The sequence below is a fragment of the Qipengyuania proteolytica genome, from assembly GCF_019711565.1.
Lineage (GTDB): Bacteria > Pseudomonadota > Alphaproteobacteria > Sphingomonadales > Sphingomonadaceae > Qipengyuania > Qipengyuania proteolytica.
The window spans coordinates 1156691-1180734 of sequence record NZ_JAIGNN010000001.1; the positions used below are offsets into that span (position 1 = coordinate 1156691).

General features: G+C 65.7%; 23 protein-coding genes and 1 other RNA gene. 8 read left to right on the forward strand and 16 right to left on the reverse strand.

Annotated elements, in window-relative coordinates; genetic code table 11:
• Positions 1-7 precede the first annotated feature (7 nt).
• Positions 8-1828, reverse strand: a complete 1821-nt coding sequence (typA, locus tag K3172_RS05585; RefSeq protein WP_221587746.1) for a translational GTPase TypA — start codon at positions 1826-1828, stop codon at positions 8-10.
• Positions 1829-2086: 258 nt separating this feature from the next.
• Between typA and K3172_RS05590 the strand changes: the two genes are divergently transcribed.
• The gene (locus K3172_RS05590) at positions 2087-4780 is read left to right on the forward strand and encodes a TonB-dependent receptor (protein WP_221587748.1); all 2694 of its coding nucleotides are present in this window, start codon (positions 2087-2089) and stop codon (positions 4778-4780) included.
• A gap of 222 nt (positions 4781-5002) precedes the next feature.
• Here the strand turns inward: K3172_RS05590 and K3172_RS05595 are convergent, their stop codons facing one another.
• Positions 5003-7525, reverse strand: coding sequence for an ABC transporter permease (locus tag K3172_RS05595; RefSeq protein WP_221587750.1), 2523 nt, complete (start codon positions 7523-7525; stop codon positions 5003-5005).
• Positions 7522-8211 carry an ABC transporter ATP-binding protein gene (locus K3172_RS05600; protein WP_221587752.1) on the reverse strand — a complete coding sequence of 230 codons (690 nt, stop codon included), beginning with the start codon at positions 8209-8211 and terminating at the stop codon, positions 7522-7524. Before K3172_RS05600 ends, K3172_RS05595 begins: the two co-directional genes overlap by 4 nt.
• Positions 8212-8258: 47 nt before the next feature.
• Here K3172_RS05600 and K3172_RS05605 point away from each other — a divergent pair, with 47 nt between their 5' ends.
• Entirely contained in the window at positions 8259-8960 is a 702-nt protein-coding gene (locus tag K3172_RS05605; protein ID WP_221587754.1) for an arylesterase, read from the forward strand.
• Here K3172_RS05605 and recF read toward each other — a convergent pair.
• Positions 8957-10036: a DNA replication/repair protein RecF gene (recF, locus tag K3172_RS05610; protein WP_221589045.1), complete on the reverse strand. Its 1080-nt coding sequence runs from the start codon at positions 10034-10036 to the stop codon at positions 8957-8959. The genes K3172_RS05605 and recF overlap by 4 nt on opposite strands.
• Before the next feature lie 229 nt (positions 10037-10265).
• Here recF and K3172_RS05615 point away from each other — a divergent pair, with 229 nt between their 5' ends.
• Genes K3172_RS05615 through K3172_RS05625 form a run of 3 tightly spaced genes read left to right on the forward strand, consistent with a single transcriptional unit; the run spans position 10266 to position 10764 of the window.
• A complete protein-coding gene (locus tag K3172_RS05615) occupies positions 10266-10385 on the forward strand; it encodes a recombination protein F (protein ID WP_221587756.1) in 120 nt (39 codons plus the stop codon).
• Between the two features lie 44 nt (positions 10386-10429).
• The gene (locus K3172_RS05620; protein WP_221587758.1) at positions 10430-10546 is read left to right on the forward strand and encodes a recombination protein F; all 117 of its coding nucleotides are present in this window, start codon (positions 10430-10432) and stop codon (positions 10544-10546) included.
• On the forward strand, positions 10543-10764 hold the full coding sequence (locus tag K3172_RS05625; RefSeq protein WP_221587760.1) for a PspC domain-containing protein: 222 nt from the start codon (positions 10543-10545) through the stop codon (positions 10762-10764). Before K3172_RS05620 ends, K3172_RS05625 begins: the two co-directional genes overlap by 4 nt.
• A 110-nt stretch (positions 10765-10874) precedes the next feature.
• Here K3172_RS05625 and K3172_RS05630 read toward each other — a convergent pair whose 3' ends face one another.
• The 5 genes from K3172_RS05630 to K3172_RS05650 are packed head-to-tail and all read right to left on the reverse strand — an operon-like array spanning position 10875 to position 14387.
• Positions 10875-11657: an SDR family oxidoreductase gene (locus tag K3172_RS05630; RefSeq protein WP_221587762.1), complete on the reverse strand. Its 783-nt coding sequence runs from the start codon at positions 11655-11657 to the stop codon at positions 10875-10877.
• A gap of 1 nt (position 11658) precedes the next feature.
• Positions 11659-12231 (reverse strand): NUDIX hydrolase, encoded by a 573-nt coding sequence (locus tag K3172_RS05635; protein WP_221587764.1) that lies wholly within the window; start codon positions 12229-12231, stop codon positions 11659-11661.
• Positions 12232-12242: 11 nt separating this feature from the next.
• Positions 12243-12920, reverse strand: coding sequence for a TPM domain-containing protein (locus K3172_RS05640; RefSeq protein WP_221587766.1), 678 nt, complete (start codon positions 12918-12920; stop codon positions 12243-12245).
• Positions 12920-13741 (reverse strand): TPM domain-containing protein, encoded by an 822-nt coding sequence (locus K3172_RS05645; RefSeq protein ID WP_221587768.1) that lies wholly within the window; start codon positions 13739-13741, stop codon positions 12920-12922. The genes K3172_RS05640 and K3172_RS05645 overlap by 1 nt, the downstream gene beginning before the upstream one ends.
• 22 nt (positions 13742-13763) lie before the next feature.
• Positions 13764-14387, reverse strand: coding sequence for a LemA family protein (locus tag K3172_RS05650; RefSeq protein WP_221587770.1), 624 nt, complete (start codon positions 14385-14387; stop codon positions 13764-13766).
• Between the two features lie 149 nt (positions 14388-14536).
• Here K3172_RS05650 and mscL point away from each other — a divergent pair, with 149 nt between their 5' ends.
• Together mscL and ssrA are read left to right on the forward strand one after the other, a co-directional pair.
• Positions 14537-15004, forward strand: coding sequence for a large conductance mechanosensitive channel protein MscL (mscL, locus tag K3172_RS05655; RefSeq protein WP_221587772.1), 468 nt, complete (start codon positions 14537-14539; stop codon positions 15002-15004).
• Positions 15005-15035: 31 nt separating this feature from the next.
• Positions 15036-15380, forward strand: a transfer-messenger RNA (tmRNA) gene (gene ssrA, locus K3172_RS05660).
• Between the two features lie 54 nt (positions 15381-15434).
• Here the strand turns inward: ssrA and K3172_RS05665 are convergent.
• The 4 genes from K3172_RS05665 to K3172_RS05680 all read right to left on the reverse strand — a co-directional run bounded on the left by K3172_RS05665 (position 15435) and on the right by K3172_RS05680 (position 19311).
• A complete protein-coding gene (locus K3172_RS05665; RefSeq protein ID WP_221589047.1) occupies positions 15435-15692 on the reverse strand; it encodes a hypothetical protein in 258 nt (85 codons plus the stop codon).
• A 147-nt stretch (positions 15693-15839) separates the two neighbouring features.
• Positions 15840-17093: an N-succinylarginine dihydrolase gene (locus K3172_RS05670; RefSeq protein WP_221587774.1), complete on the reverse strand. Its 1254-nt coding sequence runs from the start codon at positions 17091-17093 to the stop codon at positions 15840-15842.
• Positions 17090-18106, reverse strand: a complete 1017-nt coding sequence (locus K3172_RS05675) for an arginine N-succinyltransferase (protein ID WP_221587775.1) — start codon at positions 18104-18106, stop codon at positions 17090-17092. The genes K3172_RS05670 and K3172_RS05675 overlap by 4 nt, the downstream gene beginning before the upstream one ends.
• On the reverse strand, positions 18103-19311 hold the full coding sequence (locus K3172_RS05680; RefSeq protein ID WP_221587777.1) for a hydrolase: 1209 nt from the start codon (positions 19309-19311) through the stop codon (positions 18103-18105). The genes K3172_RS05675 and K3172_RS05680 overlap by 4 nt, the downstream gene beginning before the upstream one ends.
• Before the next feature lie 141 nt (positions 19312-19452).
• Between K3172_RS05680 and K3172_RS05685 the strand changes: the two genes are divergently transcribed.
• Positions 19453-21546 carry a malate synthase G gene (locus tag K3172_RS05685; protein ID WP_221589049.1) on the forward strand — a complete coding sequence of 698 codons (2094 nt, stop codon included), beginning with the start codon at positions 19453-19455 and terminating at the stop codon, positions 21544-21546.
• 202 nt (positions 21547-21748) lie between these two features.
• On the opposite strand, the gene K3172_RS05690 is transcribed toward K3172_RS05685, so the two are convergent.
• The 3 genes from K3172_RS05690 to pdxA are packed head-to-tail and all read right to left on the reverse strand — an operon-like array spanning position 21749 to position 24042.
• Positions 21749-22225, reverse strand: coding sequence for a DUF6188 family protein (locus tag K3172_RS05690; protein ID WP_221587779.1), 477 nt, complete (start codon positions 22223-22225; stop codon positions 21749-21751).
• Entirely contained in the window at positions 22215-23045 is an 831-nt protein-coding gene (gene rsmA, locus K3172_RS05695) for a 16S rRNA (adenine(1518)-N(6)/adenine(1519)-N(6))-dimethyltransferase RsmA (RefSeq protein ID WP_221587781.1), read from the reverse strand. The genes K3172_RS05690 and rsmA overlap by 11 nt, the downstream gene beginning before the upstream one ends.
• Entirely contained in the window at positions 23038-24042 is a 1005-nt protein-coding gene (pdxA, locus tag K3172_RS05700; protein WP_221587783.1) for a 4-hydroxythreonine-4-phosphate dehydrogenase PdxA, read from the reverse strand. The genes rsmA and pdxA overlap by 8 nt, the downstream gene beginning before the upstream one ends.
• Between the last annotated feature and the right edge of the window lie 2 nt (positions 24043-24044).

The following is a 24044-nucleotide window of genomic DNA, read 5'->3' on the forward strand; positions in this document are numbered from 1 at the left end:
TTCCGGCTTACGCCTGCGCGGCGCGCTTGGCGCGCTTGCGCTCGTGCGGGTCGAGGATCGCCTTGCGCAGGCGGATGCTCTCGGGCGTCACTTCGACCATCTCGTCGTCGTCGATATAGGCGATCGCCTGTTCGAGCGTCATGACGCGCGGCGGGGTGAGGCGGATGGCGTCGTCCTTGCCGGTCGAACGGAAGTTCGTCAGCTGCTTCGACTTCATCGGGTTCACTTCGAGATCGTCGGGCTTGGCGTTCTCGCCGATGATCATGCCTTCGTAGATCTTCGCGCCGCCGCGAATGAACAGCTCGCCGCGTTCCTCGAGCGCGTTGAGCGCATAGGGGACTGCTTCACCCGGGACCATCGAGATCAGCACGCCGTTCTGGCGGCCTTCGATCGGACCCTTGTAGGCGTCGTACTTCTCGAACAGCCGGTTCATGATGCCCGTGCCGCGCGTGTCGGACAGGAATTCGCCGTGGTAGCCGATGAGGCCGCGCGAGGGCGCCGAGAAGGTGATGCGGGTCTTGCCCGAGCCCGAGGGGCGCATCTCGGTGAGGTCGGCCTTGCGGCGCTGCATCTTCTCCACGACCGTACCCGAATGCTCGTCGTCGACGTCGATGACGACCGTCTCGAACGGCTCCATGCGCTGGCCGTTCTCTTCGCGGAACAGCACGCGCGGGCGGCTGATGCCGAGTTCGAAGCCCTCGCGGCGCATCGTTTCGATGAGCACGCCCAGCTGCAGTTCGCCGCGGCCGGCGACTTCGAAGCTGTCCTTGTCCTCGCTCTCGGTGATGCGGATCGCTACGTTGGTTTCCGCCTCGCGGTAGAGGCGGTCGCGGATCATGCGGCTCGTCACCTTGCTGCCTTCGCGGCCCGCGAGCGGGCTGTCGTTGACGGCGAAGCGCATGGCGAGGGTCGGCGGGTCGATCGGCTGCGCTTCGATCGGCGTCTTCACGCTGGGATCGGCGATGGTGTTGGCCACGGTCGCCTTTTCGAGACCGGCAAGCGCGATGATGTCGCCGGCCTGCGCGCTGTCGACGGGCACGCGCTCGAGCCCGTCGAAGCTCAGCAGCTTGGTCGCGCGGCCGACTTCGAGGACGTTACCTTCGGCGTCGAGCGCGTGGATCGGGTCGTTCAGCTTGATCGTGCCCGACTGCACGCGACCGGTGAGCACGCGGCCCATGAAATTGTCGCGGTCGAGCAGGGTGGCGAGGAAGCTGAACGGGGCTTCCGCGTCGAGGCCGGGGGCCGGGACGTGGTCGACGATCAGCTGGAACAGCGGCTCGAGATTGCCGTCACGCGCGGTCTCGTCGTCGCTCGCATAGCCGTCGCGGCCCGAGGCCCATAGGCTCGGGAAGTCGAGCTGCTCGTCATTGGCGTCGAGCGAGGCGAACAGGTCGAACACTTCGTCGAGCACTTCCTGCGGACGGGCGTCGCTGCGGTCGATCTTGTTGACGACCACGATCGGGCGCAGGCCGAGGCCCAGAGCCTTGCCGGTGACGAACTTGGTCTGCGGCATCGGGCCTTCGGCGCTGTCCACCAGCAGGATCACGCCATCGACCATGCTGAGAATTCGCTCCACCTCGGCGCCGAAGTCGGCGTGGCCCGGTGTGTCGACGATGTTGATGCGCGTGCCGTTCCATTCGACGCTGGTGCACTTGGCGAGGATCGTGATCCCGCGTTCCTTTTCCAGATCGTTCGAATCCATCGCGCGTTCCTCGACGCGCTGGTTCTCGCGGAAGGTGCCGGACTGGCGGAAGAGCTGGTCGACGAGGGTGGTCTTGCCGTGGTCGACGTGGGCGATGATCGCCACGTTGCGAAGGTCGCGGGACATTGTGTGTGCTTTCGTTCAGGATGCCGTAGCGGCAGGCGCAAGGCGCGCCTCGCATTTCGGGCGCGCCCCTAGCGCAGATGCTGCATTGCGGCAAGCGTCTGCGGTGTAACGCGAAAGGCACAGTGGGCGAATCCCCGCCCACCAACTCCCGGTAAGTGCTTGAGCTTGCAAGTTCATACGAATATTTGCCGCCCGGCTTGCGTGATTTTGGGGACTGCGCAGCAGACCAGAATACGTCTTGAGAGAAGAGGACTTTTCATGAAATTCAATACTTTCGGCCGCACCGCGACCGTTCGTACCGTTCTGCTTGCCGGCGCCGCCGCACTCGTCGTGCCGACCGCTGCCGCCGCACAGGATGCCGATGAGGATGCCGTCGAAGAAGCCGACGACGTTCCGACCGGCAATGTCATCGTCGTCACCGCCACCAAGCGCGAACAGACGCTGCAGGAAACCCCGGTCGCCGTCAGCGTGACCAGCGCCGAAACGATCGAGCGCGCGCAGATCCGCGACGTCGCCGACCTCGCTACCGTCGTCCCCTCGCTGCGCTTCAGCCAGCTGCAGAGCGCCTTCGCCACCAGCTACTCGATCCGCGGCTTCGGCACCGACGGCAACAACATCGGCCTCGAGCCGTCGGTCGCCATGTTCGTCGATGGCGTCTATCGCAGCCGCGCCATCGCGCAGATTTCCGACCTTCCCGACATCCAGCGCGTCGAAGTGCTGCGCGGCCCGCAGTCGACCCTGTTCGGCAAGAACGCCAGCGCCGGCGTGATCTCGATCGTCACCAAGGAACCGCAGTTCGACTTCGGCGGCATGGTCGAAGCGAGCTACGGCAATTTCAACGCCTTCGTCACCAAGGGCTACGTGACCGGTCCGGTGACCGACTCCGTCGCGTTCAGCATCGGCGGCGGCTACAACCGGCGTGACGGCTACATCACCAACGGCCTCACCGGCGACGAACTCAACAACCGCGACCGCTGGTTCACCCGCGGCCAGCTGCTGTTCGACAACGGTGGCCCGCTGCGCGCCCGCATCATCGCCGATTACGACAAGATCAACGAAAGCTGCTGCGGCGTCGTCAACGTCCTGCCCTCGGCTGCGACCGGCGCGGTCCTTGCCGTCGGCGGCCAGGTCAACGATTTCCGCAACAATCCCGATGGCGACGTGGTCTTCACCGACGTCGACCCGGTCAACCGCATCAAGAACTACGGCATTTCGGGTCAGCTCGACTACGAAATCGGTGCGCTGCAGTTGACCTCGATCACCGCCTATCGCCAGACGAAGCTTTCGGCCGACCAGGACGTCGACTTCACCAGCGCCGCGCTGGCGACGGGTGCGAACATCGGCCAGGCCGATATCGACACCTTCACGCAGGAACTGCGCATCGCATCGGACTTCGACGGCCCCGTCAACTTCCTGCTCGGCGGTTACTATTTCGACGAGCGCGTCGATACCTTCGACCAGATCGTCTATGGCGAAGACTTCCGCAACTATGCCAATATCCTGCTGCAGGCAGCGACCGGCGGCACGCAGAACGTCAACACGCTCGAAGCGACGCTGACCGCGCTCAACCCGGGCCAGAACTACATCGGCCGGTTCTGGCAGGCCGGGCAGGGCTTCTTCAACAACATCGTGCAGGACAACGAAGCCTACTCGTTCTTCGGCAACGTCGACTTCGAATTCGTCGACGGCCTCGTCCTGACGCTGGGTGCCAACTACACCAAGGACAAGAAGCAGATCGCCACCGATTCGTTCACCACGGACGTGTTCTCGACGGTCGATCTCGTGGCCTCGGGCAACACCGCGATCTTCGCGACTGCCTTCCCGGCGCAGGTCGGCAGCGCCTTCGGCCTCGGCCGTCCGGCGACCGCCGCTGAAATCGGCGCTTTCCTCGCCAACCCGGCGACTGCGCCGATCATCGGCCAGATCCAGCAGGGCGTGCAGGCTTTCGCCGATGCGAACGACACCAACCCGGCGGTCAACCCGCTGCTCGGCCTGCAGTCGCTGCAGTTCCTGCCGCCGTTCCAGAACTGCCCGAACGCGGTCGAAAGCTGCTCGACCAATGACGACGACTGGAGCTGGAACGTCCGGCTCGCCTACGAGGTCTCGCCGTCGGTCAACGTCTATGCGAGCTGGGCAACCGGCTACAAGGCGCCGAGCTTCAACCTGTCGCGCGACAGCCGCCCGGTTCCGGCCGACTTCGCCGCGCTGCAGGCGCAGGGCCTCGCCGTGACGAACCTTCGCCCCGGCACCCGCTTCGCCAATGCCGAGAATTCGGAAGTGTTCGAAGTCGGCATCAAGACCAACTGGGATCGCGCGTCGGCCAACCTCACGGTGTTCCGCCAGACGATCAAGGACTTCCAGGCGAACACGTTCACCGGTTCGGCCTTCATCCTCTCCAATGCGGGTGAGCAGGAAACCTTCGGCGTCGAATTCGACGGCCAGTTCCGCGCCAGCGAAGAGCTGACCCTGAACATGGCGATGACCTATCTTGATCCGAAGTATAACAGCTACGTCGCATCGCCGCTCGGCGATCTGTCGGGTACGGCTGTGGTCGGTATTCCGAAGCTGTCGGCCGTGTTCGGTGCGCAGTACGATCGCGAGATCAACTCGGCCGGCGACCGCATCATCCTGCGCAGCGACTTCTCCTACCAGTCGCCGGTGCAGATCTCGCGCGGCCTGCTGGGCTTCATCGACGTCGATCCGGCCACCGGGGAGCGGGATTACACCCGCGCTTTCGCCGCTGCCCGCCCGTATCGCCGCGAGGTGAACGAGCTCAGCGCGTCGCTGACCTACGCCTTCGACATGGGCCTTGAGCTCTCCGTCTGGGGCCGCAACCTGCTCGACGATCGCGACATCACGACGATCTTCGATTCGGTGGCGCAAGACGAATCCATTTCCGGCTATCCGAACCAGCCGCGGACCTATGGCGTGGGCGCACGCTTCCGCTTCTGATCGGTTCGCCGAACGGACACAGGGGGAGGGGGCTTTCGGGCCCCCTTTTCTTTGCCTGAAGATGGAATGGTGAGGCTAACTGTCCCATTGTGGGACAGTTAGGCGGAGGGCAGCGCGATCAAGTGTAATTGTGGTATCAAGATACTGCGACCCGAAGGAGACCTCCGAGTCTTCGACTTGAGACTGACAGGCCCCGCACCTTCCGGTGCGGGGTTCGTTTTGTCAGAGGGCGCGCAGGGCCTGTGCGGGTTTGGCGCGCAGCAGGGGCAGCGATGCGCCAAGCGCGAAGGCCAGGACTACGCCGAGGCCGAGCCCCAGCACCGCGAGGATCTCGCTCCAGTCGGGTAGCCAGTCGAATTCGAACAGCTGCGTGACGACCAGCCAGCCCGCAAAGCTGCCGACCGCGAGCGCCACCAGAGCCAGCGCGCCCGCCAGCACGACATATTCGATCAGCTGCATGACGAGGATCTGCCGCCGGTCAGCGCCGAGTACGCGCAGAACCACCGTGTCGTAGGTGCGGGCCGCGCGCGCGGCGGCGATCGCGCCGAGCAGCACCGCAAGGCCGGCCAGCACCGCCACGCTGGCCGCGGCAAGGGTCGCGAGGCCGACCTGTTCGAGGATGGTGCGCGCCTGCCCCAACACGCCGCCGACTTCGATCACCGAAGCCGAGGGGAAGGTCCGTACGAGCGATTGCAGCAGCGGGGCGGTCGGCATGCCGTCGGACAGCTCGATGGTGCCGGCCAGGTTGTGTGGCACGTCGGCCAGCGAATTGGGGCTGAGCACGAAGACGTAGTTGAAGCCCATGCTTTCCCAGTCGATCCGGCGGAAGCTGGCGATGCGCGCCTGCTTCTCCACGCCGAGCACGCCGAAGGTCAGCATGTCGCCGATTTCGAGGCCCGCAGCCTCGGCGAAGTCCTCGTCGATCGAAACCAGCGGTTCGCCGCTGTAGAACGGGCCCCACCATTCGCCCTTGGTCAGCGTGTTGCCGTCGGGAACGGTGTCGGCATAGGTGAGCCCGCGCTCGCCGCGCAGGGGCCAGGCGCCGTCGGGGATTTCCTCGAGTTCGGCGGTGCGGGTCATTGCGCCTTCGGGCCCGAATGCCAGCACCGAGCCGCGCAGGGCGGGGACAGTGCGCCAGTCGGCTGCCGGATCGGCCTCTTTAACCAGCTGCTCGAACTCGGTCACCCGGTCGCGCGGGATATCGAGCACGAAATAGTCGGGCGCCTGCGCGGGCACGCGGCTCTCGATATTACCGTCGATGGCCGACTGGACCGCGGCGAGTAGCACGAAGGCGGACAGGCCGAAGCCCAGCGCGGTCACCAGCGCGCCGGTCGAACTGCCCGGACGATGGAGATTGGCCAGCGCATTGCGCGCGATAGGGCTCTTGGGGCGGGGCAGGGCGGCTGCCGCCTTGCGAATTCCCCAGCCGAGCAGGGCCAGCAGGCCGAGCAGGACGGCGGCGCCGGCCAGGAACCCGCCCGAGAGCATCGGCTGTTCCGCGGTCAGCAGCGCCAGCGCGACAATCGCGGCCAGTCCCCCTCCGACGAGCAGCAGCGCCGCCCGGTCGCGGGCAAGGGGTGCCACGCGGGCGCGCATCAGCGCCATCGCGGGGAAGTTGCGCGCGCGCAGCAAGGGGGGCGCCGCGAAAACGAGTGCGACGAGCAGGCCGTAGGCGAGCGCAAGCAGCAGCGGCCCCGGTGCGATGACAAAGCCCGTCGAGACCGGCAGCAGCCCGTCGAGCGCCCGGGCCAGCAGCGGGACGATGGCGATGCCCACCGCGATCCCGGCGAGGCTTCCCACCAGCGCCGCCGCGGCGATCTGGAGCGCGTAGATGCGCGCAATGTCGCGGCTCGTCGCGCCGAGGATCTTGAGCGTCGCGATGCCCTGCCTGCGTGCGTCGAGATAGGAGGTGACGCCGCCGCCGATCCCGATCCCGGCGATGACCAGCGCGGCGAGGCCAACCAGCGTCAGGAACTCGCCCATCCGGTCGACGAAGCGGTCCGTGCCCGGCGCAGCACGATCGGCGGTGTCGATGTCGAAGCCGGATTCCGGAAAGCGCTCCTTGATCGCCTCGCGAACCTCTTCCGGGTCACGCTGGCTGTCGAAGCGGACGCGGGTCTTGGATTCGTACATCGATCCCGGCGCGATCAGACCCGCCCGCTGCGGCAGGTCCTCGGCCACGATGATCGTCGGGCCGAGCTGGAACCCTTCGCCCAGCCGGTCAGGCTCGTCGGCGATGATCCCGCCGACCCTGATGCTCAGCGTCCCGACCGTGATTGACTCATTTGTGGAGACCGCAAGCCGCTCTGCAGCGCCCGGAGAGAGCCATGCTTCATCCGGTCCCGGCTGTCCGACGCTGCGTCCATCTTCCAGCGTCAGCGTGCCGTAGAGCGGGTAGGCGCTGTCGATCGCCTTCAATTCGATCGGCGCGGCCTGCTCGCCATTGCGGGCCATCGCCTGCATGCGCGTGCCGGCCGAGACGGTGCCGTACTCGCCGATAGCAGCCAGCTCTACTTCGTTGAGGCCGCGTTGCCACAGCTCGATCTGCAGGTCCCCGCCGAGGAACTGCCTGCCGTTGGCCTCGAGCTCGCGCTCGATGGCAGCGGTCAGCGTGCCGATGGCGGCCAGCGCCCCGGTGCCGAGGAAAAGGCAGACCAGCAACAGCCGCAACCCGCGAAACCGCGCGTTGAGATCGCGCCGCGCGATGCGCCATGCGGTACCCCAGGTCATTGCCGGGGTGCTCATGCCGCGCTGTCGGTCGCGATGCGCCCGTCGCCCAATGTCAGGACGCGTTCGCAATGTTCGGCGAGCTCGGGGTCGTGGGTGATGACGAGCAAAGTCGCGCCAGTCTCCGCGCGGCGGGAGAAGAGCAGTTCGACGATCTCGTGCCCCGTGGCGGCGTCGAGATTGCCGGTCGGCTCGTCGGCGAAGATCAGCTCGGGACGCGGCGCGATGGCGCGCGCGATGGCGACGCGCTGTTGCTCGCCGCCCGAAAGTTGCTGCGGATAGTGGCCGAGCCGGTGCCCTAGACCGACCGCTTCGAGTTCGGCCTTCGCCCGCGCCTGGGCGTCGGCAGCACCGGCCAGTTCCATCGGGGTCGCGACATTTTCCAGCGCGGTCATGGTGGGGAGCAGGTGGAAGGCCTGCAGCACGATCCCGATGTGGCCGCGCCGCGCGTGGGCGAGCGCGTCCTCGTCCATCGCAGCGAAATCCTGCCCCGCCACGGTGAGAGTGCCCCCGCTGGCCCGCTCCAGCCCGGACAGCACGGCCATCAGCGAACTCTTGCCCGATCCCGACGGGCCGAGCAGGGCGACGGTCTCGCCCTTCGCGATGTCGAGATCGATCCCCTTGAGGATCTCGACCGGCGCAGCATCGCTGCCGAGGGTGAGGGTCAGGTTGCGGGCTGAAATAGCGGCTTGAGATGTCGTCACGGCGCTGCGATGGCATGAGGGTACAGGTTGCACAAGGAAACTCGCCGATGCGGCTATATCATTTGTCGATCCCGCTGCTCGCGCTGGCGCTGGCCGGTTGTGGCGCTGAGCCGGAGGGAGCGGCACCTGCCGAGCAGAGCGCAGAGGTGGCCAACGCCCGGCCCGATATCGTGGTCGAGGGGCCGGAGCGGCACATCCTCGCCTTCGGGGACAGCCTGTTCGCCGGCTACGGGATCGGGCGGGAGAACAGCTATCCGGCGCTGCTCGAGGACGCCTTGCGCGCGCAGGGCATCAATGCGCGGATCACCAATGCCGGCATTTCGGGCGAGACGAGCGGCGCTGGCGCGCAGCGGCTCGCCTTCGCGCTCGACGCGCAGGAGGTGAAGCCCGATCTCGTCATCCTCGAACTCGGCGGTAACGACATGCTGCGCGGGTTGCAGCCCGACCAGACGCGCGCGAATTTCGAAAAGATGCTGGCCGAGCTCACGAAGCGAGACATTCCCGTGCTGCTGATGGGCATGCGCGCGCCGCCGAATTACGGGCCGGAATACCAGCGGGCGTTCGACGGGCTCTATGGCGAACTGGCGCAGCAATACGGGGCGCGCCTGATCCCCTTCTGGCTCGAGGCGATCTACCAGAACCCGGCGCTCTTCCAGGCAGACCGGATTCACCCGACGGTGGAAGGTATCGAAGTCCTGGTGGAGGATACGGCGGCCGAGGTCGCGCAGGCGCTCCCCAAGGAAGGCTAGAGCCGCTGGGCGCAACCCTGTTCGATGCGCCATATCGCCGCTTCCCCGGCGATCGTCTCGAAAGGCGCAAGTTCGGTCCCGGTCATCCAGACCTGCGCGCCGCTGCCGCGGAGCTGCTCGAACAGGGCAGCGCGCCGGACCGGATCGAGATGTGCGGCCACTTCGTCCAGCAGCAGGATGCCGGGCCGTCCCTGTGCGGCGAGCGCGGCATGGGCGAGGGTGATGGCGACCAGCATGGCCTTCTGCTCGCCGGTCGAGCTTTGTGCGGCGGGGACGCGCTTGGCGGCGTGGATCACCTCGAGTTCGTCGCGATGGGGGCCCGATAGCGTGCGCTGGACCGCACGATCCCTGCTTCGGCCCTCATAGAGTGCCTGCGACAGGCCGCCCGGATTGTCGGGGGCGCCGGGCGCATAGGTGAGCGCGGGGCGCGCAAAGGGTTCTGCGGGCATTGCCGCCAGCCGGACCATCAGCGTTTCGACCAGCCGGGCCCGGCCCGCCATAACCGCACCGCCGTGCTCGACCATCTGCGCCTCGATCGCGTCGAGCCATGCACCGTCAGGTTCGCGCGTGTCCGAAAGGAGGCGATTGCGTTCGCGCAGCGCGGCCTCGTAACGCGCGGCGTGTGCGGCGTGTGCGGGGTCGAGCGCCAGTGCCAGACGGTCCATGTAGCGCCGCCGGTCTCCCGCCGGACCGGTAAAGAGGCCGTCCATGGCGGGTGTCAGCCAGGTTACCGCGAGCCATTCGCCGAGCCGGGTAGCAGGTGCCTCTGCGCCATTGATCCGCACTTTGCGACGACCGGGACTGGCAGCTTCGGAATAGGTCCCGAGCCGGATGGTTTCCCCACCTTGCAGCAGGTTTGCGCCGACCGTGAAATTTTTGGCCGATCCGGTGCGAACAACCTCGCCAAGCGCGGCACGTCGCAAGCCGCGGCCGGGCGAAAGAAGTGACAGGGCCTCCAGCACGTTGGTCTTCCCCGCCCCGTTTTCGCCCACCAGCAGGTTGAAGCGCGCCGTGTCCGACAGCTCGCTTTCGGCATGGTTGCGAAAGTGGGAAAGGGTAATTCGGTCGAGCGCCATGGCTGGCAGGAGCCCTAGCGCGCGCGGCATCGCGCCGCCACTCGAAAGGTCAAATCCAAATGTTGGGAAATTTTACCAACCTTTCGGATCGATGAACGAATGCTTGCCCGTCCGTTCAGTTAAGAATGGCTGAATTCCGCCGTTTTTCAAGTTTGGCACACCCCATGCAGAGTATCAGGCATCCCTGATGGTCCGGGGAACACAAACCAAGGTTCAAGGAGAAATTCAGATGTCCGCTTTCGATTATGCCAGCAACCGCGTCCTCGCCGCCGTCTTCGCCGTCGCCGTCTCGGCAGTGTGCATGGCCGCCGCGATCGTCCCCGCCAGCCCCTCGGTCTTCATCGCCTGAGCCACGGCACCAACCCGAATTCATACACGCAAAGGAAAGGAACCATGTTCAACTCGGAAAACTCCAGCAAGCTCGCCGCAGCTGCTTTTTCGCTGGCCCTCTCGGCGATCTTTTTCGCCACGGCCATCATCCCCGCTTCGCCCAATGGACTGATCGCATGAACGACCTCAAATTCCGCGAAAACGACCACGCCGTCCGCCCCGCCAAGAGCTTCGCGCTCGACCGCAGCAACGGCAAGCTGATGGGTGTCTGCTCCGGCATCGCCAGTTACCTCGGCATCGACGCCACCTGGGTCCGCCTGGGCTTCGTCGCAGGAGCGCTGCTCGGTTTCGGCAGCTTCATCCTGATCTACCTCGCGATCGCGCTGATCGCGGACTGAGCACGGCCAAACCACCGACCGACCCGGTTTTCGTGTCGGCCGTGCCCACAAATCGAGAAAACCGGGAGGGGCCATCTGGCCCCTCTCTTGATTCGGCCCGCAGGCAAAAATCACATGGCCGAAATACCGCCGTCCAGCTTGAGTTCGGCACCGGTCATGAAGCGGCTCTCGTCGCTCGCCAGATAGACCACGGCATTGGCGATGTCGTTCGGTTCGCCCACGAACTTGAGCGGGATCTGCCGCGCCAGCTTCTCCATTAGCACGCCCTTGTCGAGGTTGTGATTGCGCGCGGTCCCGTCGAGAATCGGCGTGTCCACGAAGGTGGGGTGCACCGAATTGCAGCGGATCTGCATATTGTTCTTCGCGCAGTGGAGCGCGATCGATTTCGACAGCATCCACACCGCCGCCTTCGAGGCATTGTAGGCCGGCATCGTGTCGCTGGCGATCAGGCCGGCGATGCTCGAGATGTTGACGATCGATCCCGGCGCATGCTGGCGCATCAGCGGCAGCGCCTTCTGGCAGCCGTGAAAGATCGAATCGACATTGACCGAAAAGCAGCGCTTCCAGTCGTCGAAATCGCAGGTCTCGATATTGCCGCCGACGCCGATCCCGGCATTGTTGACCAGCACGTTGAGCCCGCCGAGTTCGGCATCGGCCGTTTCGACCGCGCGCTCCCAGTCCTCGGGATTGGTCACGTCATGCGCGATGCCGTAGGCATGGCCTGCACCCAGTTCTTCGACGATTTCCGCAGCGGTCGCTTGGGCGCCTTCGCCGTTGATATCGGTGCACAGAACGCGGGCGCCTTCTTCCGCAAGACGCCGGGCATGCGCCCGCCCGAGACCCTGCGCCGCACCCGTCACGAGCGCCAGTTTGCCTGCACACCGACCTGTCATCTCACTCTCCCGTCAGAAATCCACCGGATGCCATCAGCATGGCGATCCGTACATCGACACCGTGACCCATCGCGCGCCAGCGGGCAACGAATTCCGGCAGTTCGCCGCGCGGCACGCGGTGGACGACGATGTCCTCGCTCTCCGTCCCGCCGCCCTCGCTGACCTTCGTGAGGCCATGCGCGCGCATCAGCGAGAAGCTTTCGCTGACCATCCCGGGCGAGGAATAGAATTCGCCGAGGTTCTCCATGCGCGCGGCCCGATAGCCGGTTTCCTCCTCGAGCTCGCGGCTTGCCGCGCGTTCGTCGCTTTCGCCCGTCTTGTCGTCATCGTCGCCGATCAGGCCGGCGGGAATCTCGAGACAGATTCGCCCGAGCGGCACGCGGTATTGCGAGACGAGGATGACGTGATCGTCATCGTCGATCGCGACGATCGCCGCCGCCCTGATCCCGCGCGAGCGACTGGCATATTCCCAGCGACCACGCCGCCTGGCGGTGACGAACCGGCCCTGCCACATTGTCTCTTCGGGGAGGTCGGCATCCGGGTCGCGGCCCGGGGTCTCGATAGCGTCGGTCATCGCCCGCGGGCTTAGACTTCGATCAACCGGTCCGGCAACTCATTCTCGTCATGCTCGCCGCGCGGGAAATGCTCGGCGAGGACCTTGCCGACATCGCGCACCCCGGCTGCCAGCCCTTCCGCGAGGTGGCCCTTGCGGATCTCTACCAGCATGTCGGCCATCGCCTCGCCCCAGACCTCCGCGGGGACGATTGCCGCGATGGGCTCGTCGGCGACGATTTCGGCGCGGTGTTCGCGCATCGAGAGGTAGAGCAGCACGCCGGTGCGGCCATGCGTCCGGCGCTCGGCGCCGACCTTGAAATGCTTGACCGCTGCGTCGCGCACGCGCGCCTGCTTGATCGGCGAGGGAGTAAGCGCAAAGCGCAGCGCGTCCCATGAAAGCAGGGCCCAGCTCGCCGCGAAGGCGATCAGCCCCAGCGCAATGGTCATGCTGGCGGTCTCGCCGGTGGTCCATTCGGTCAGCCAGCCGCCCGACAGTTCGTCCCAAGCATCGAGCAGGGGCTTGGGAAAGGCGGCAAAGATACTCATCGCGGTGAAGCCGATGGCCGCCGCATAGACCAGCACGACGTCCGAATAGCCGTCCGACCGGTCGGCCAGCACGGTCACGATCTCGCCGGAGGTGAGTGCCTCCGCCTCGGCCACTGCTGCAGAGACAGTCCTGTTCTGCGCCTCGTCGATATATCGCGCCATTACCACCCCCCCGAGGCGCCGCCGCCCCCGAAACTGCCACCGCCCCCGGAGAAGCCACCGCCCCCGCCGAAGCCGCCTCCGCCGCCCCAGCCGCCGCCGCCCCAATCGTCGGAATCGGTCATGCCGCGTGCGATCGCCTTGCCGGCCTCCCACAGGATGATGTCGCCCACTGCGCCGCCGATGCCGCTGCGATAGTGCCTGCGCCTGCCGCGTCGCAGCAGGGGAAGGATGAAGAAGAAGAACACAAACGCGAACCAGATGAGCCCGCCGATCGGGGCACCGCCATCGCTCTCCCGCCGCTCGGTGGCCTGCCTTGCGACCTGCGCCGCTTCTTCGGGAGGGAGCGTCAGCTGGGTGATGATCTCGTCGGCCGCCCATTCGATCCCGCCAGGGAAGTCGCCCGCGCGGAAATAGTCCTTCATGCCCTCGACATATTCGAAGGCGAGTCCGTCGGGTATCACGCCCTCGAGCCCGTAGCCGACCTCGATCCGCATCTTCTTCTCGTTAGGCGCAACGATGAGCAGGATGCCGTCGTTGCGTTCGGCATCGCCGATCCCCCACGTGCGACCGAGCTGATAACCGTAGTCTGCAATGTCGTAGCCCTCGAGGCTGTCGAGGGTAACGATCACGAACTGCCGCTGGTTGGTTTCCTCGAACGCGTCGAGCTTTTCCGTCAGCCGCGCCTCGGTCTGCGCGTCGATGATATTCGCCGCATCGACGACGGGCGCGGTGCCGCGCTCCGGGAACGTCTGCGCAGCGGCGGGAAGCGCAGCGCCGATCGCCGCGGCGATCGCCACCAGCAGAAGAATGAGACGGTTCATCGCAGCGGCTCCCGCGCCGCGATCAGTTCGCGTCCGGGGTGTCCGCGCGCATGTTCAGTTCGGGCGCCACTTCGGCGCCTTCGCTGACCGCTTCATAGGGCACCATCGGCTCCGCGCCGTGGATGATGTTCGCGCCGATCGTGTCGGGGAAGGTGCGGATGGTGGTGTTATACTCGCGCACCGCCTCGTTGTAGTCGCGAATGGCGACGCGGATGCGGTTCTCCTGCCCTTCGATCTGGGTCATGAAGCGGCCGAAGTTTTCCTGGCTCCGCAGCTCGGGATAGGCTTCGACATTGGCCATGAGGCGCGACAGCGCGCCGCCGAAGGTGTTCTGCGCCTGCTGGTACTGCGCCATCTTGTCCGCATCGCCGAGGTCGTCGCCGGAGAGCTGGATTTCGGGACGGGTTGCCGAAGCGCGCGCCTGGATGACGCTTTCGAGCGTGGCGCGCTCTTGCTCTGCCGAACTCATCACGATCTGTTCGAGATTGGGGACGAGGTTGGCACGTTCCTGGAACGCCGCTTCGACATCGGCCCACTTGGCCTTGGCGTTCTCTTCCGCCGCCGGGACGGAGTTGATGCCGCAGGCCGACAGTGCAAGCGCAGCTGCGGCGACGATCGATGTGCGAAAGGCGGCAAGGCGGGTCATGGCAGGGTCCTCGTCTGGGGGGATTTTACAACTACTGTCTTACGAAGATAGCACGGCTGCGCAAGCGTTCAAGATTAACGCCCACTTGTCGCAAAGATTCTGTCGTGGCAGGTATCCTGCGGGGTCCAGTGGTAAAAAAGGGGTTTCGCGTGCTGAAAGATTTCAAGGAGTTCATCGCCAAGGGCAATGTGATCGACCTGGCCGTTGCGGTCATCATTGCGGGCGCCTTCGGGACGATCGTCTCCTCGCTGACGGACGATTTGATCATGCCAGTGGTCGGCGCGATCTTCGGGGGAGCCGATTTCTCCAACTATTTCGTGCTGTTGAGCACGCCGGAGGGCTACGAAGGTTCGCTCACCGACTATGCCGCGCTGAAGGAAGCGGGGGCTGCGATGATCGGCTACGGCGCGTTCTTGACGGCCATTGTCAATTTCCTGATCCTGTCCTTCATCATCTTCCTGCTGGTCCGCTACGCCAAGAAGGTGATGGCCGAGTTCGAGGAAAAGAAGGAAGAGGCGCCGGCTGGCCCGAGCGAGATCGACCTGCTCAAGGAAATCCGCGACGAGCTGCGCGCCGCGCGTCCGGACTACGCGCCGGAAAAAGGCCCGATGGGCTGAGCGAGCACCCCTCTTCCGGCGGGAGAGGGGTACACTTCACATTAAGCGAGCGATCGCTATATGGGGCCTGTCGGCTTCGGCTGGCTATGGCGATAAAGTGCGCCGTGCAATAGGTACAACGGACCCGGGGGCAGTACCCGGCGGCTCCACCATAACCCGTGGGAAATGCGCGGTTTTTGACGGGGCCGAACCAGGATCGACGTGTGCTGAAAGACGGTGTTTTCGCCCGGGCTGAGTACCCCGTAAAACTGTTCACAACACACAAGTGCCAACGATAACGAAGCACTCGCTCTCGCTGCGTAATGTGACGGGCTAACGCCCTGAATTTACAAAGCTAAAGCGCGGTTGGACCCACCGGGCAACAGAAGCGGATTCCGGGGCTCCGGGGGTAGCTAGCAACAGAAACCCCCACCTTCAGCACAATTGCGACCTAAGTCTTCGGGGTCTGATCCGACGCAGCCTCGCGTTTGCGCGCTTCCTGCTCATACCGAATTGCGTCGAGGATCTTCGCGCCGCCCAGGAAGACGGCACCGGTCGTGGCGGCGAAGAGGAGGTAGCCGCCGACTCCGGGATACTCGAGCGTGTAGTGCGCGCCGCGGGTCATCGCACCCAGGGCGAGGGCGAAGATGATCAGATACGCTTCGAAGCGCGTCTTGATCACGAACAGCCGTTTCACCTTCTTGAGCACGCTCTTATCGGTCTCCATCCTTAACCTTTTGAACTGCAAACACCGTGCCATCGACGGTTGCCTGCGGACTCAAGTGGTTAATGCGGAGCCGAGTGTAAGGCGCGCCGACAAGATGTGTCCAGCGCGTTAACCAGCAAATAGCATGGCTTACGCAAGCTCGTCCAACGACAGGACAGAAAGTAGCGCCTCGCGCGCCTCGATGACCGCCTTCGCGAGTGTCTCGCTCCCGATATCCATGGGATCGATCTGTTCGGGCCACATCTGAGCGACGACCGATTCGATCCGCTCCGCGCGCATTTCGTCGAGCAGGAAGCGGCCATCGACTGTCGCGGGGTCGGCTACCACGCGCAGGCGCAGGCAGGCGGGGCCGCCGCCATTCGCCATCGACTGCTTCACATCGACGGGGATGACCTTGCGGATGGGGCCGTTGCCGGCGAGCATGCTTTCGCAATAAGCCCAGACGCTCGCGCTTTCCTGGCATTCGCTCGGCACGACCAGCGCCATTTCGCCGCTCGGCAGGGTGAGCAACTGGGCGTTGAAGAGGTAGGTGCGGATGGCCTCTTCAAGGGTCACTGCGCTCTCCGGCACTTCAACCACTTCCAGCGCGGGGAAGGCCTCGCGGATAGCCGCGTACGCGCCCTGCTGGTCGGCAAAGGCACGTTCGTGAGTGAAGAGCACGCGCTCGTTCGCCACGGAGACGACGTCATTGTGGAAAGCACCGGCCTCGATAGCTTCCGGGTTCTGCTCGATGAACACGCATTTGGCCGGGTCGAGGCCGTGAAGCCGCGCGATGGCCCGGCTGGCCTGCTCGTGCTGGCGCGCCGGGAACCTCCCGCCCTGCCGGCCCCAGACGAAGACCTCGACACCGGCGGAATCGTGATTTTCGCAAAAGCGCATGTGGTTGGCAGCGCCTTCATCTCCGAAAGCCGGGAGAACGGCGTCGTGTATGGTGAAATGCTGTTCATCACCAAAGGCAATGGCAAGCTGAGCCTGCGTGTCCTGCCATTCTTGTGCCCGGTGCGGCATGGTGACGAGGTTGGCCGGGGTCAGGTGACAGCGCCCGTCCGCTGTATCGGGTGCGGGGCTTACGGTCGCGGCATTGGCCGTCCACATGCTCGAGGCCGACCATGCGGCGGCGAGGAGCTGGCGCGGCGCAGTCTCGTCTAGGGCCAGGCCACGGATAAGATCGCCATTGGGGCGAGGCAGCGGCAGGAGGAAACCCTGCGCAAGGCCGAGCGCCATGTTGGACCGCATCTTCGCGAGCCCCTGCAAGGCCGCTGCGCGCGGATAGGAGGTGTCGCCCTTGTGGCTCGCACTGGCGATATTCCCGAGGCTGAGGCCCGCGTAATTGTGCGACGGACCGACGATGCCGTCGAAATTGATCTCGACCAGCCCGCTCATCGTGCCACGCTCCATACGGTATCGCCCGGTTCGACGCCCAGCGCGCGGGCGCAGGCTGCGTCGATCGCGACCCCGCCGCCTTCGACCGTCTTGCGCAAGCCGTAGGCGCTGCGGAAACTGTCGAGATGGCCGGTGGCGACCAGCGCCCGTTCGCCATCTTTGCAATCGGTCGCGACAACGTTCGCCTGCTCGGCCTCACGGATGCTTTTCACCTGGTCGGTGCGCGCGGTCATGGTCGGTCCGCCGTCGAAGATGTCGACATAGCCTTCCGCCGCGAAGCCTTCCTTTTCCAGCATGCGCATCGCTGCGCGGCCGGTCGGGTGGGGCACACCGATGACCTTGCGCGCCTCGCCATTGAGCATGGCGACATAGACCGGGTGCTTCGGCATCAGGTCGGCGATGAACTGGTTGCCGTTGATGGCATTGAAATAGTCGGCTTCCTGGAAGGTCATGCCGAAGAAGCGGCCTGCAACGCCGTCCCAGAAGGGCGAGCCGCCACGGTCGTCGATCACGCCGCGCAGTTCGGCGAGGATTCGGTCGGCGAAACGCTTGCGGTGCATGGCGATGAAGAGATAGCGGCTGCGGGCGAGCAGCATCCCGAGGCCGCCGGCGCGTTCGCCCGGATGGAGGAACAGGCCGCCGACCTCGGACGACCCTTCGAGGTCGGTCACCAAGCTGAGCAATTCCGCGCGCACAGTGCGGTCGAGTTCCTGGCTGTGCTGCGTCAGCGTGTTGAGCCGGTAGGAATAGAACGGCCATTGCTGGCCGACTTGCGTGAAGATCTGGCACGTGCCGCGCACCTGGCCGGTCTCGGTATTTTCGAGCACGAGAGTGAACACTTCGTCCGCCAGCGTGTCCTCGGTGCGGGCAAAGGCCGCTTCCGCCCGTTCGAGCTTCTTCGTCAGCGCTGCCCGGTCGGGCGGCAGGTTGGTGAAGCCGCCACCGGTCAGCTTCGCCATCTCGTAGAGATGCTCGAGATCGTCGGGATGCGCGGCGCGCAGGCGAAAGGTCACAGGTGGTCTCCGGTAGATAGCTTGGTGAGGACCAGCGCGGAAAGGGCCGCGCGTTCCCGCAACGAGGGGACAATCAGGAATTCGTCCGGCGAATGGATCGCCCCGCCGCGCACACCCATGGTATCGACCACGGGCACGCCGGTGGCGGCGATATTGTTGCCGTCGCACACGCCGCCGGTCGATTTCCAGCCGATCGTTTGGCCAAGCTCCGCACCGCACGCCTTGACCAGATCGAACAGCGCTTGCGCCTTGGCATCGACCGGCTTGGGCGGCCGGGTCACGCCGCCATGGCGGTGCACCCCGACCTCGTGCTTGTCCGAAATCTGGCGCAGGACAGCGTCGAGTTCGCCGTCGAAACGGGTCATCGCGTCGGTGGATTTGGGGCGGATGTTGAAACGCAGGATGGCGAGGTCGGGAACGACGTTATTCGCGCTCCCGCCCTCGATCTTGGCGGGATTGACGGTGATGTCCTCGGCCGCGAGCGCGGCGATGCGGAGCACGAGGTCCGATGCCGCCACGATGGCGTTGCGCCCGTCTTGCGGATTGCGGCCGGCATGGGCGGACTTGCCGGTAATGGTAATCGAATAATTGCCCGTGCCGCCGCGGGCATGGGCCAGCGTGCCGTCGGGCAGGGCGCTGGGTTCGTAGGTCAGAGCGGCATATTTACCGCGCGCCAGCTCCTCGATCAGGCCACGGCTGGCGAGGCTGCCCGTTTCCTCGTCCGAGTTGATCATCACGTCGTAGCCGACCCGCCTGGCACCCTCGGTCGTCTCGAAGAGCGTGAGCGCATGGAGGATCACGTCGAGCCCGCCCTTCATGTCGGCTGTACCGGGGCCGTTGATGGTCTCGTCGTCGAGCCATCCTACGGCCTGAAACGGATGGTCGGCCGGAAACACCGTGTCCATGTGACCGGTCAGGATGAAGCGCCGTTCGGCTTCGGGGCGGACGCGCAGCACCATGTGGCGGCCGTGCGGCTTCTCGAATTCGCGGCCCTCCGCGGAGATCGCAGTGACGGGTGCGGGCTCGACCAGCTCGACCTCGCCCGGCAGGTGCGAGAAGGCATCGGCGAGAATGCCGGCCATGTTGGCGAGTCCCTCGAGATTGCCTGTGCCGGTGTTGATCGCCGCCCAGTCCCGTACCTCGCGCAGCATGGTGTCCGCATCCACGGCATCGAGAAGGGCTTGCGGTAGGCTATCCGGTTTCATCGGCAACGGTCTCTACCGTTCGTGCAGGCCAAGTCCACCCCTGCGAAGTGTGCGCAGGTTGCAAAGTGGTGGACGCTTGTTATGGAGAAGTCCTCCTCCCCGGGTCCGACATTGCCACTTGCATACCCAATGAGGAGTTCCATGACCGAATATGTGACGCGCGCCGGGATCGAGGTCGATCCGCAGCTGGCTTCGTTCATCGAGGGCGAGGTTCTCGCGCCGCTGGGACGCGATGGCGAAGCGTTCTGGCAGGGCTTCGCGACTCTGCTCGGCGAGTTCGCGCCGCGCAACGCCGCGCTGCTGGCGAAGCGCGAGGATTTGCAGGCCAAGATCGACGCCTGGCACATGGGACGGGCCGGGAAAGCCATCGATCAGGGCGAATACCAGGCCTTCCTGCGCGAGATCGACTACCTCGTTCCCGAACCGGGCGAGTTCACTATCGGCACCGAGAATGTCGATCCCGAGATCGCGACGATGGCCGGGCCGCAGCTGGTGGTGCCGATCCTCAATGCGCGCTTCCTGCTCAATGCGGCGAATGCGCGCTGGGGGAGTCTCTACGATGCCTTCTACGGCACCGATGCGCTCGACGCGCCGCCCGCGCGGCCGGGTGGCTATGACGAGGCGCGCGGCGCGGCGGTGATCGCGGCGGGACGCAGGTTCCTGGACGAGACGCTGCCGCTGGTGGACCAGAGCTGGGCCGATCTTGCCGACGAACACGACGGCAAGCTGCGGGATGAGAGCCAGTGGGTCGGGCACACCGACAAGGGCCTGCTATTCCGCAGCAACGGCCTGCATATCGAAGTCCAGTTCGACCGCGAGCATCCGGTCGGCAAGACCGACAAGGCAGGCATTTCGGACATCGTGCTCGAAGCTGCGCTCACCACGATCGCCGATTGCGAGGATTCGGTCGCGGCGGTCGATGCGGAAGACAAGCTGGTCGCCTATCGCAACTGGCTCGGCATCATGCGCGGCGATCTGGAGGAAAGCTTCGAGAAGGGCGGCAAGACGCTGACCCGCAGCCTCTCGGCCGACAAAACCTACAAGGACGGCGAGGGCACCGAGCATGCATTGCCCGGCCGCAGCCTGATGTTCGTGCGCAATGTCGGGCACCTGATGACCAACCCGGCGATGCGCTGGGACGGCAAAGAAATCCCCGAGGGCATCATGGACGCCGTCGTTACCAGCGCCATCGGGGCTCATGACGTCGAGGGCCTCGGCAAGTTCGGCAATTCGCGCTGCGGTTCGATCTACATCGTGAAGCCCAAGATGCACGGTCCGGAGGAATGCGCCTTCACCAACGATCTGTTCGACGCGGTGGAGGATCTGCTCGGCCTGCCGCGCCACACGATCAAGGTCGGCGTGATGGACGAAGAACGCCGCACCAGCGCCAATCTTGGTGCCTGCATCCATGCGGTGAAGGACCGGATCGTCTTCATCAACACCGGCTTCCTCGACCGCACGGGGGACGAGATTCACACCTCGATGCGCGCCGGTCCGATGCTGCGCAAGGGCGCGATGAAAAGCTCCGCCTGGCTCAAGGCTTACGAGGCGCGCAACGTCGGGATCGGCCTGCGCCATGGTCTCTCGGGCCGCGCGCAGATCGGCAAGGGGATGTGGGCCGCGCCCGACCTCATGGGCCAGATGATGATCGAGAAGATCGGCCACCTGCGCGCCGGGGCCAACACCGCATGGGTGCCGAGCCCGACCGCGGCGACGCTGCACGCGATCCACTATCACCGCGAGGATGTGTTCGCGGTCCAGAAGGGGCTGGGCGAGGTGCCGGGGCTGGACGCGCTGCTCACCATCCCGCTGGCGGACGGCGTGAACTGGTCGGACGAGGAAATCCGCGAGGAGCTGGACAACAATTGCCAGGGCCTGCTCGGCTATGTGGTCCGCTGGATCGACCAGGGTGTCGGCTGTTCCAAGGTACCCGACATCAACGATGTCGGCCTGATGGAGGACCGCGCGACGCTGCGCATCAGTTCGCAGCACATCGCCAACTGGCTGCTGCATGGCGTGATCTCGGAAGAGCAGGTGATGGAGTCCTTGCGCCGCATGGCCGCCAAGGTGGACGAACAGAACGCGGGCGACCCGTTCTACGAACCGCTGCTCGCCAATGAGGACGGCCCGGCCTTCAGCGCGGCGAAGGACCTGATCTTCAAGGGTATGGAGCAGCCGAGCGGCTATACCGAACCGCTGCTGCACCACTGGCGCCAGGTCAAAAAGGCAAGTTAGTTGGTCAAGTACATCCGGCCCCCCATGGATTTTCGGACCGATGGGTAGCCGCAAAAATGCGAAAGCCCCGCTCACCGGCGGGGCTTTTTCGTGCGAGGATCGACGAGGTCAAAGAACTGGTTGGAGGGTAGCGAGATCGATGGCTGTAGGAAAATGTTTCTTCCCTGAGCAGGGAGGACAGCAATTGGGTGGGGAGCGGACTTTAGACTGCGGTCAGTTCGCCGCCGCCAAGCGCAACGACAGTCAGCACCTCTTCGCCCACTGGCACCGAAGCCTGCCAGCCCTCGTAACCAGACGAGTTGTTGAAGAAATCGAGGCGAGCGCCACCATCAAAGACCACTCGCAAGTCCGCGGTCTCCCCGTCAACTTCGACCTTGCTAACCCTTTGGCCGCTCAACAAAGTGTTTACACGAGCCTCACCGTCAATGCGTTGAGGCAGGCCGAACTGCTGACCGTCATCCTCATCACCGTGCGCGATGCCATCCCCGGTGACAATGCGCCACGGAACTGACGCTGCGATATGTAGTCGCTCGCCAAAGTCGAAGCCCCAGTCCGCTTCACGCCGGAAGACGCGGACCTCTCGCCCTCGAAGCGCAGCAGACAGAGCGACAGATGGTGATTGCATATCTCGACTTTCCCACGATTTTCTAATGTCCGCAATCGGGTCGTTACCTGCCATCCCCCAGCACCCGCGCCAGCTGCACAAACTCCTCCACCGTAACCGTTTCCGCGCGCCTCTGCGGGTCGATGCCGAGGCCTTCCAGCGCCTCGACTGCGCCGGGGACGCCTTTCAGGCTCTGGCGGAGCATCTTGCGGCGCTGGCCGAAGGCGGCTTCGGTGAGGCGTTCGAGCAGGCGGGCGCTGACGCCCTCGGGCATGGCGGCGGGTTCGACATGGACGATGGCGCTCATCACCTTGGGCGGCGGGGTGAAGGCGCTGCGGTGGACCTTCATCGCCAGCTTCGCGCTCGCGCGCCACTGGGCGAGGACCGCGAGCCGCCCGTAGGCCGAGCCGCCGACCTGTGCGACAATCCGCTGCGCGACCTCCTGCTGGAACATCAGCGTCAGGCTGGTCCACAACGGCGGCCACGCCTCTCCGCTCAGCCAGCGCACGAACAGCGCGGTGCCGACATTGTACGGCAGGTTGGAGAGCACGGCGAAAGGCTCGCCGCCCATCAGCTCGGCATGGTCGATCCTGAGCGCATCGCCCTGCACGACGGTGAGCTGGCCGGGAAAGGCCTCGCCCAGTTCGGCGAGCGCGGGGAGGCAGCGCGTGTCCATCTCGATCGCGGTGACGCGCGCTCCGGCACGCAGCAGTGCGCGGGTCAGGCCGCCGGGGCCGGGGCCGACTTCGAGCACCTGCTTGCCGAAAAGATCGCCGGGGATGGCGGCAATCCGGTCGAGCAGCTGCTCGTCGAACAGGAAGTTCTGGCCCAGCGCTTTGGACGCGCTGAGCCCGTGGCGCGCGATGACTTCGCGCAGGGGCGGGAGGTCAGCCATGGCTGGCCCGCCGCGCGGCCATTGCGCCCGCCATCTTCAGCGCGGCGATCATCGCGCCGGGATCGGCCACGCACTTGGCCGCGATATCGAAGGCGGTGCCGTGGTCGGGGCTGGTGCGCACGAGGGGCAAGCCCAGCGTGACGTTGACGCCCTCGTCGAAATCGAGCGCCTTCAGCGGCACGAGCGCCTGGTCGTGATACATCGCCAGCGCCGCGTCGTAGGTCTGGCGCGCGCGCGGGGTGAACAGCGCATCGGCGGGGTGCGGGCCGGTGACGTCGAGTCCCTCGGCGCGCAGGGTCTCGATAGCGGGCGCGATGATCCGCGCTTCCTCGTCCCCGAAACGGCCGCCTTCGCCCGCATGCGGGTTGAGACCGCACACGGCGAGGCGCGGCGCGGCGATGCCGAAGTCGCGGGAGAGGGCGCGGGCGACGATCCGCGCGCGATGCTCGATCAGGTCTTGCGAGAGCCGCGAGGGCACTTCGGCCAGTGCGCAATGCACCGTCAGCGGGACGGCGCGCAGCGAAGGCCCCGCGAGCATCATCACCGCGTCCTCGCGCTCCAGCCCGCAGACGTCGGCGAGGAATTCGGTCTGGCCGGGATATTCGAAGCCGACCTGCGCCAGCTGGGCCTTGGCGATGGGCGCGGTGACGACTGCCGAGGCTGTCTCGAGCAACGCAAACCGTGTCGCCTCGGCGAGCGATTGCAGCGCCAGCGCCGCGCCGCGATCATCCGGCGATCCGGGGGAGTAGGCGACATCCTCGATCCCCAGCACGGGCAGGGCCCGTTCGAACACGTTGAGCGCATGCGCGGGATCGGCGATCCGCTCGACCGGCACCGAAATCCCGCGCGAATGGGCAGCCGCTCCGAGCACCCCGGCCCCGCCGACCACGAAAAAGGGCGCGAGGCCGTGGTCCCGGCGTCGCGCCCAGCTTTCCGCGATGATCTCGGGCCCGATCCCCGCCGGATCGCCAATCGATACGGCGAGGGGAGCGGTCATCG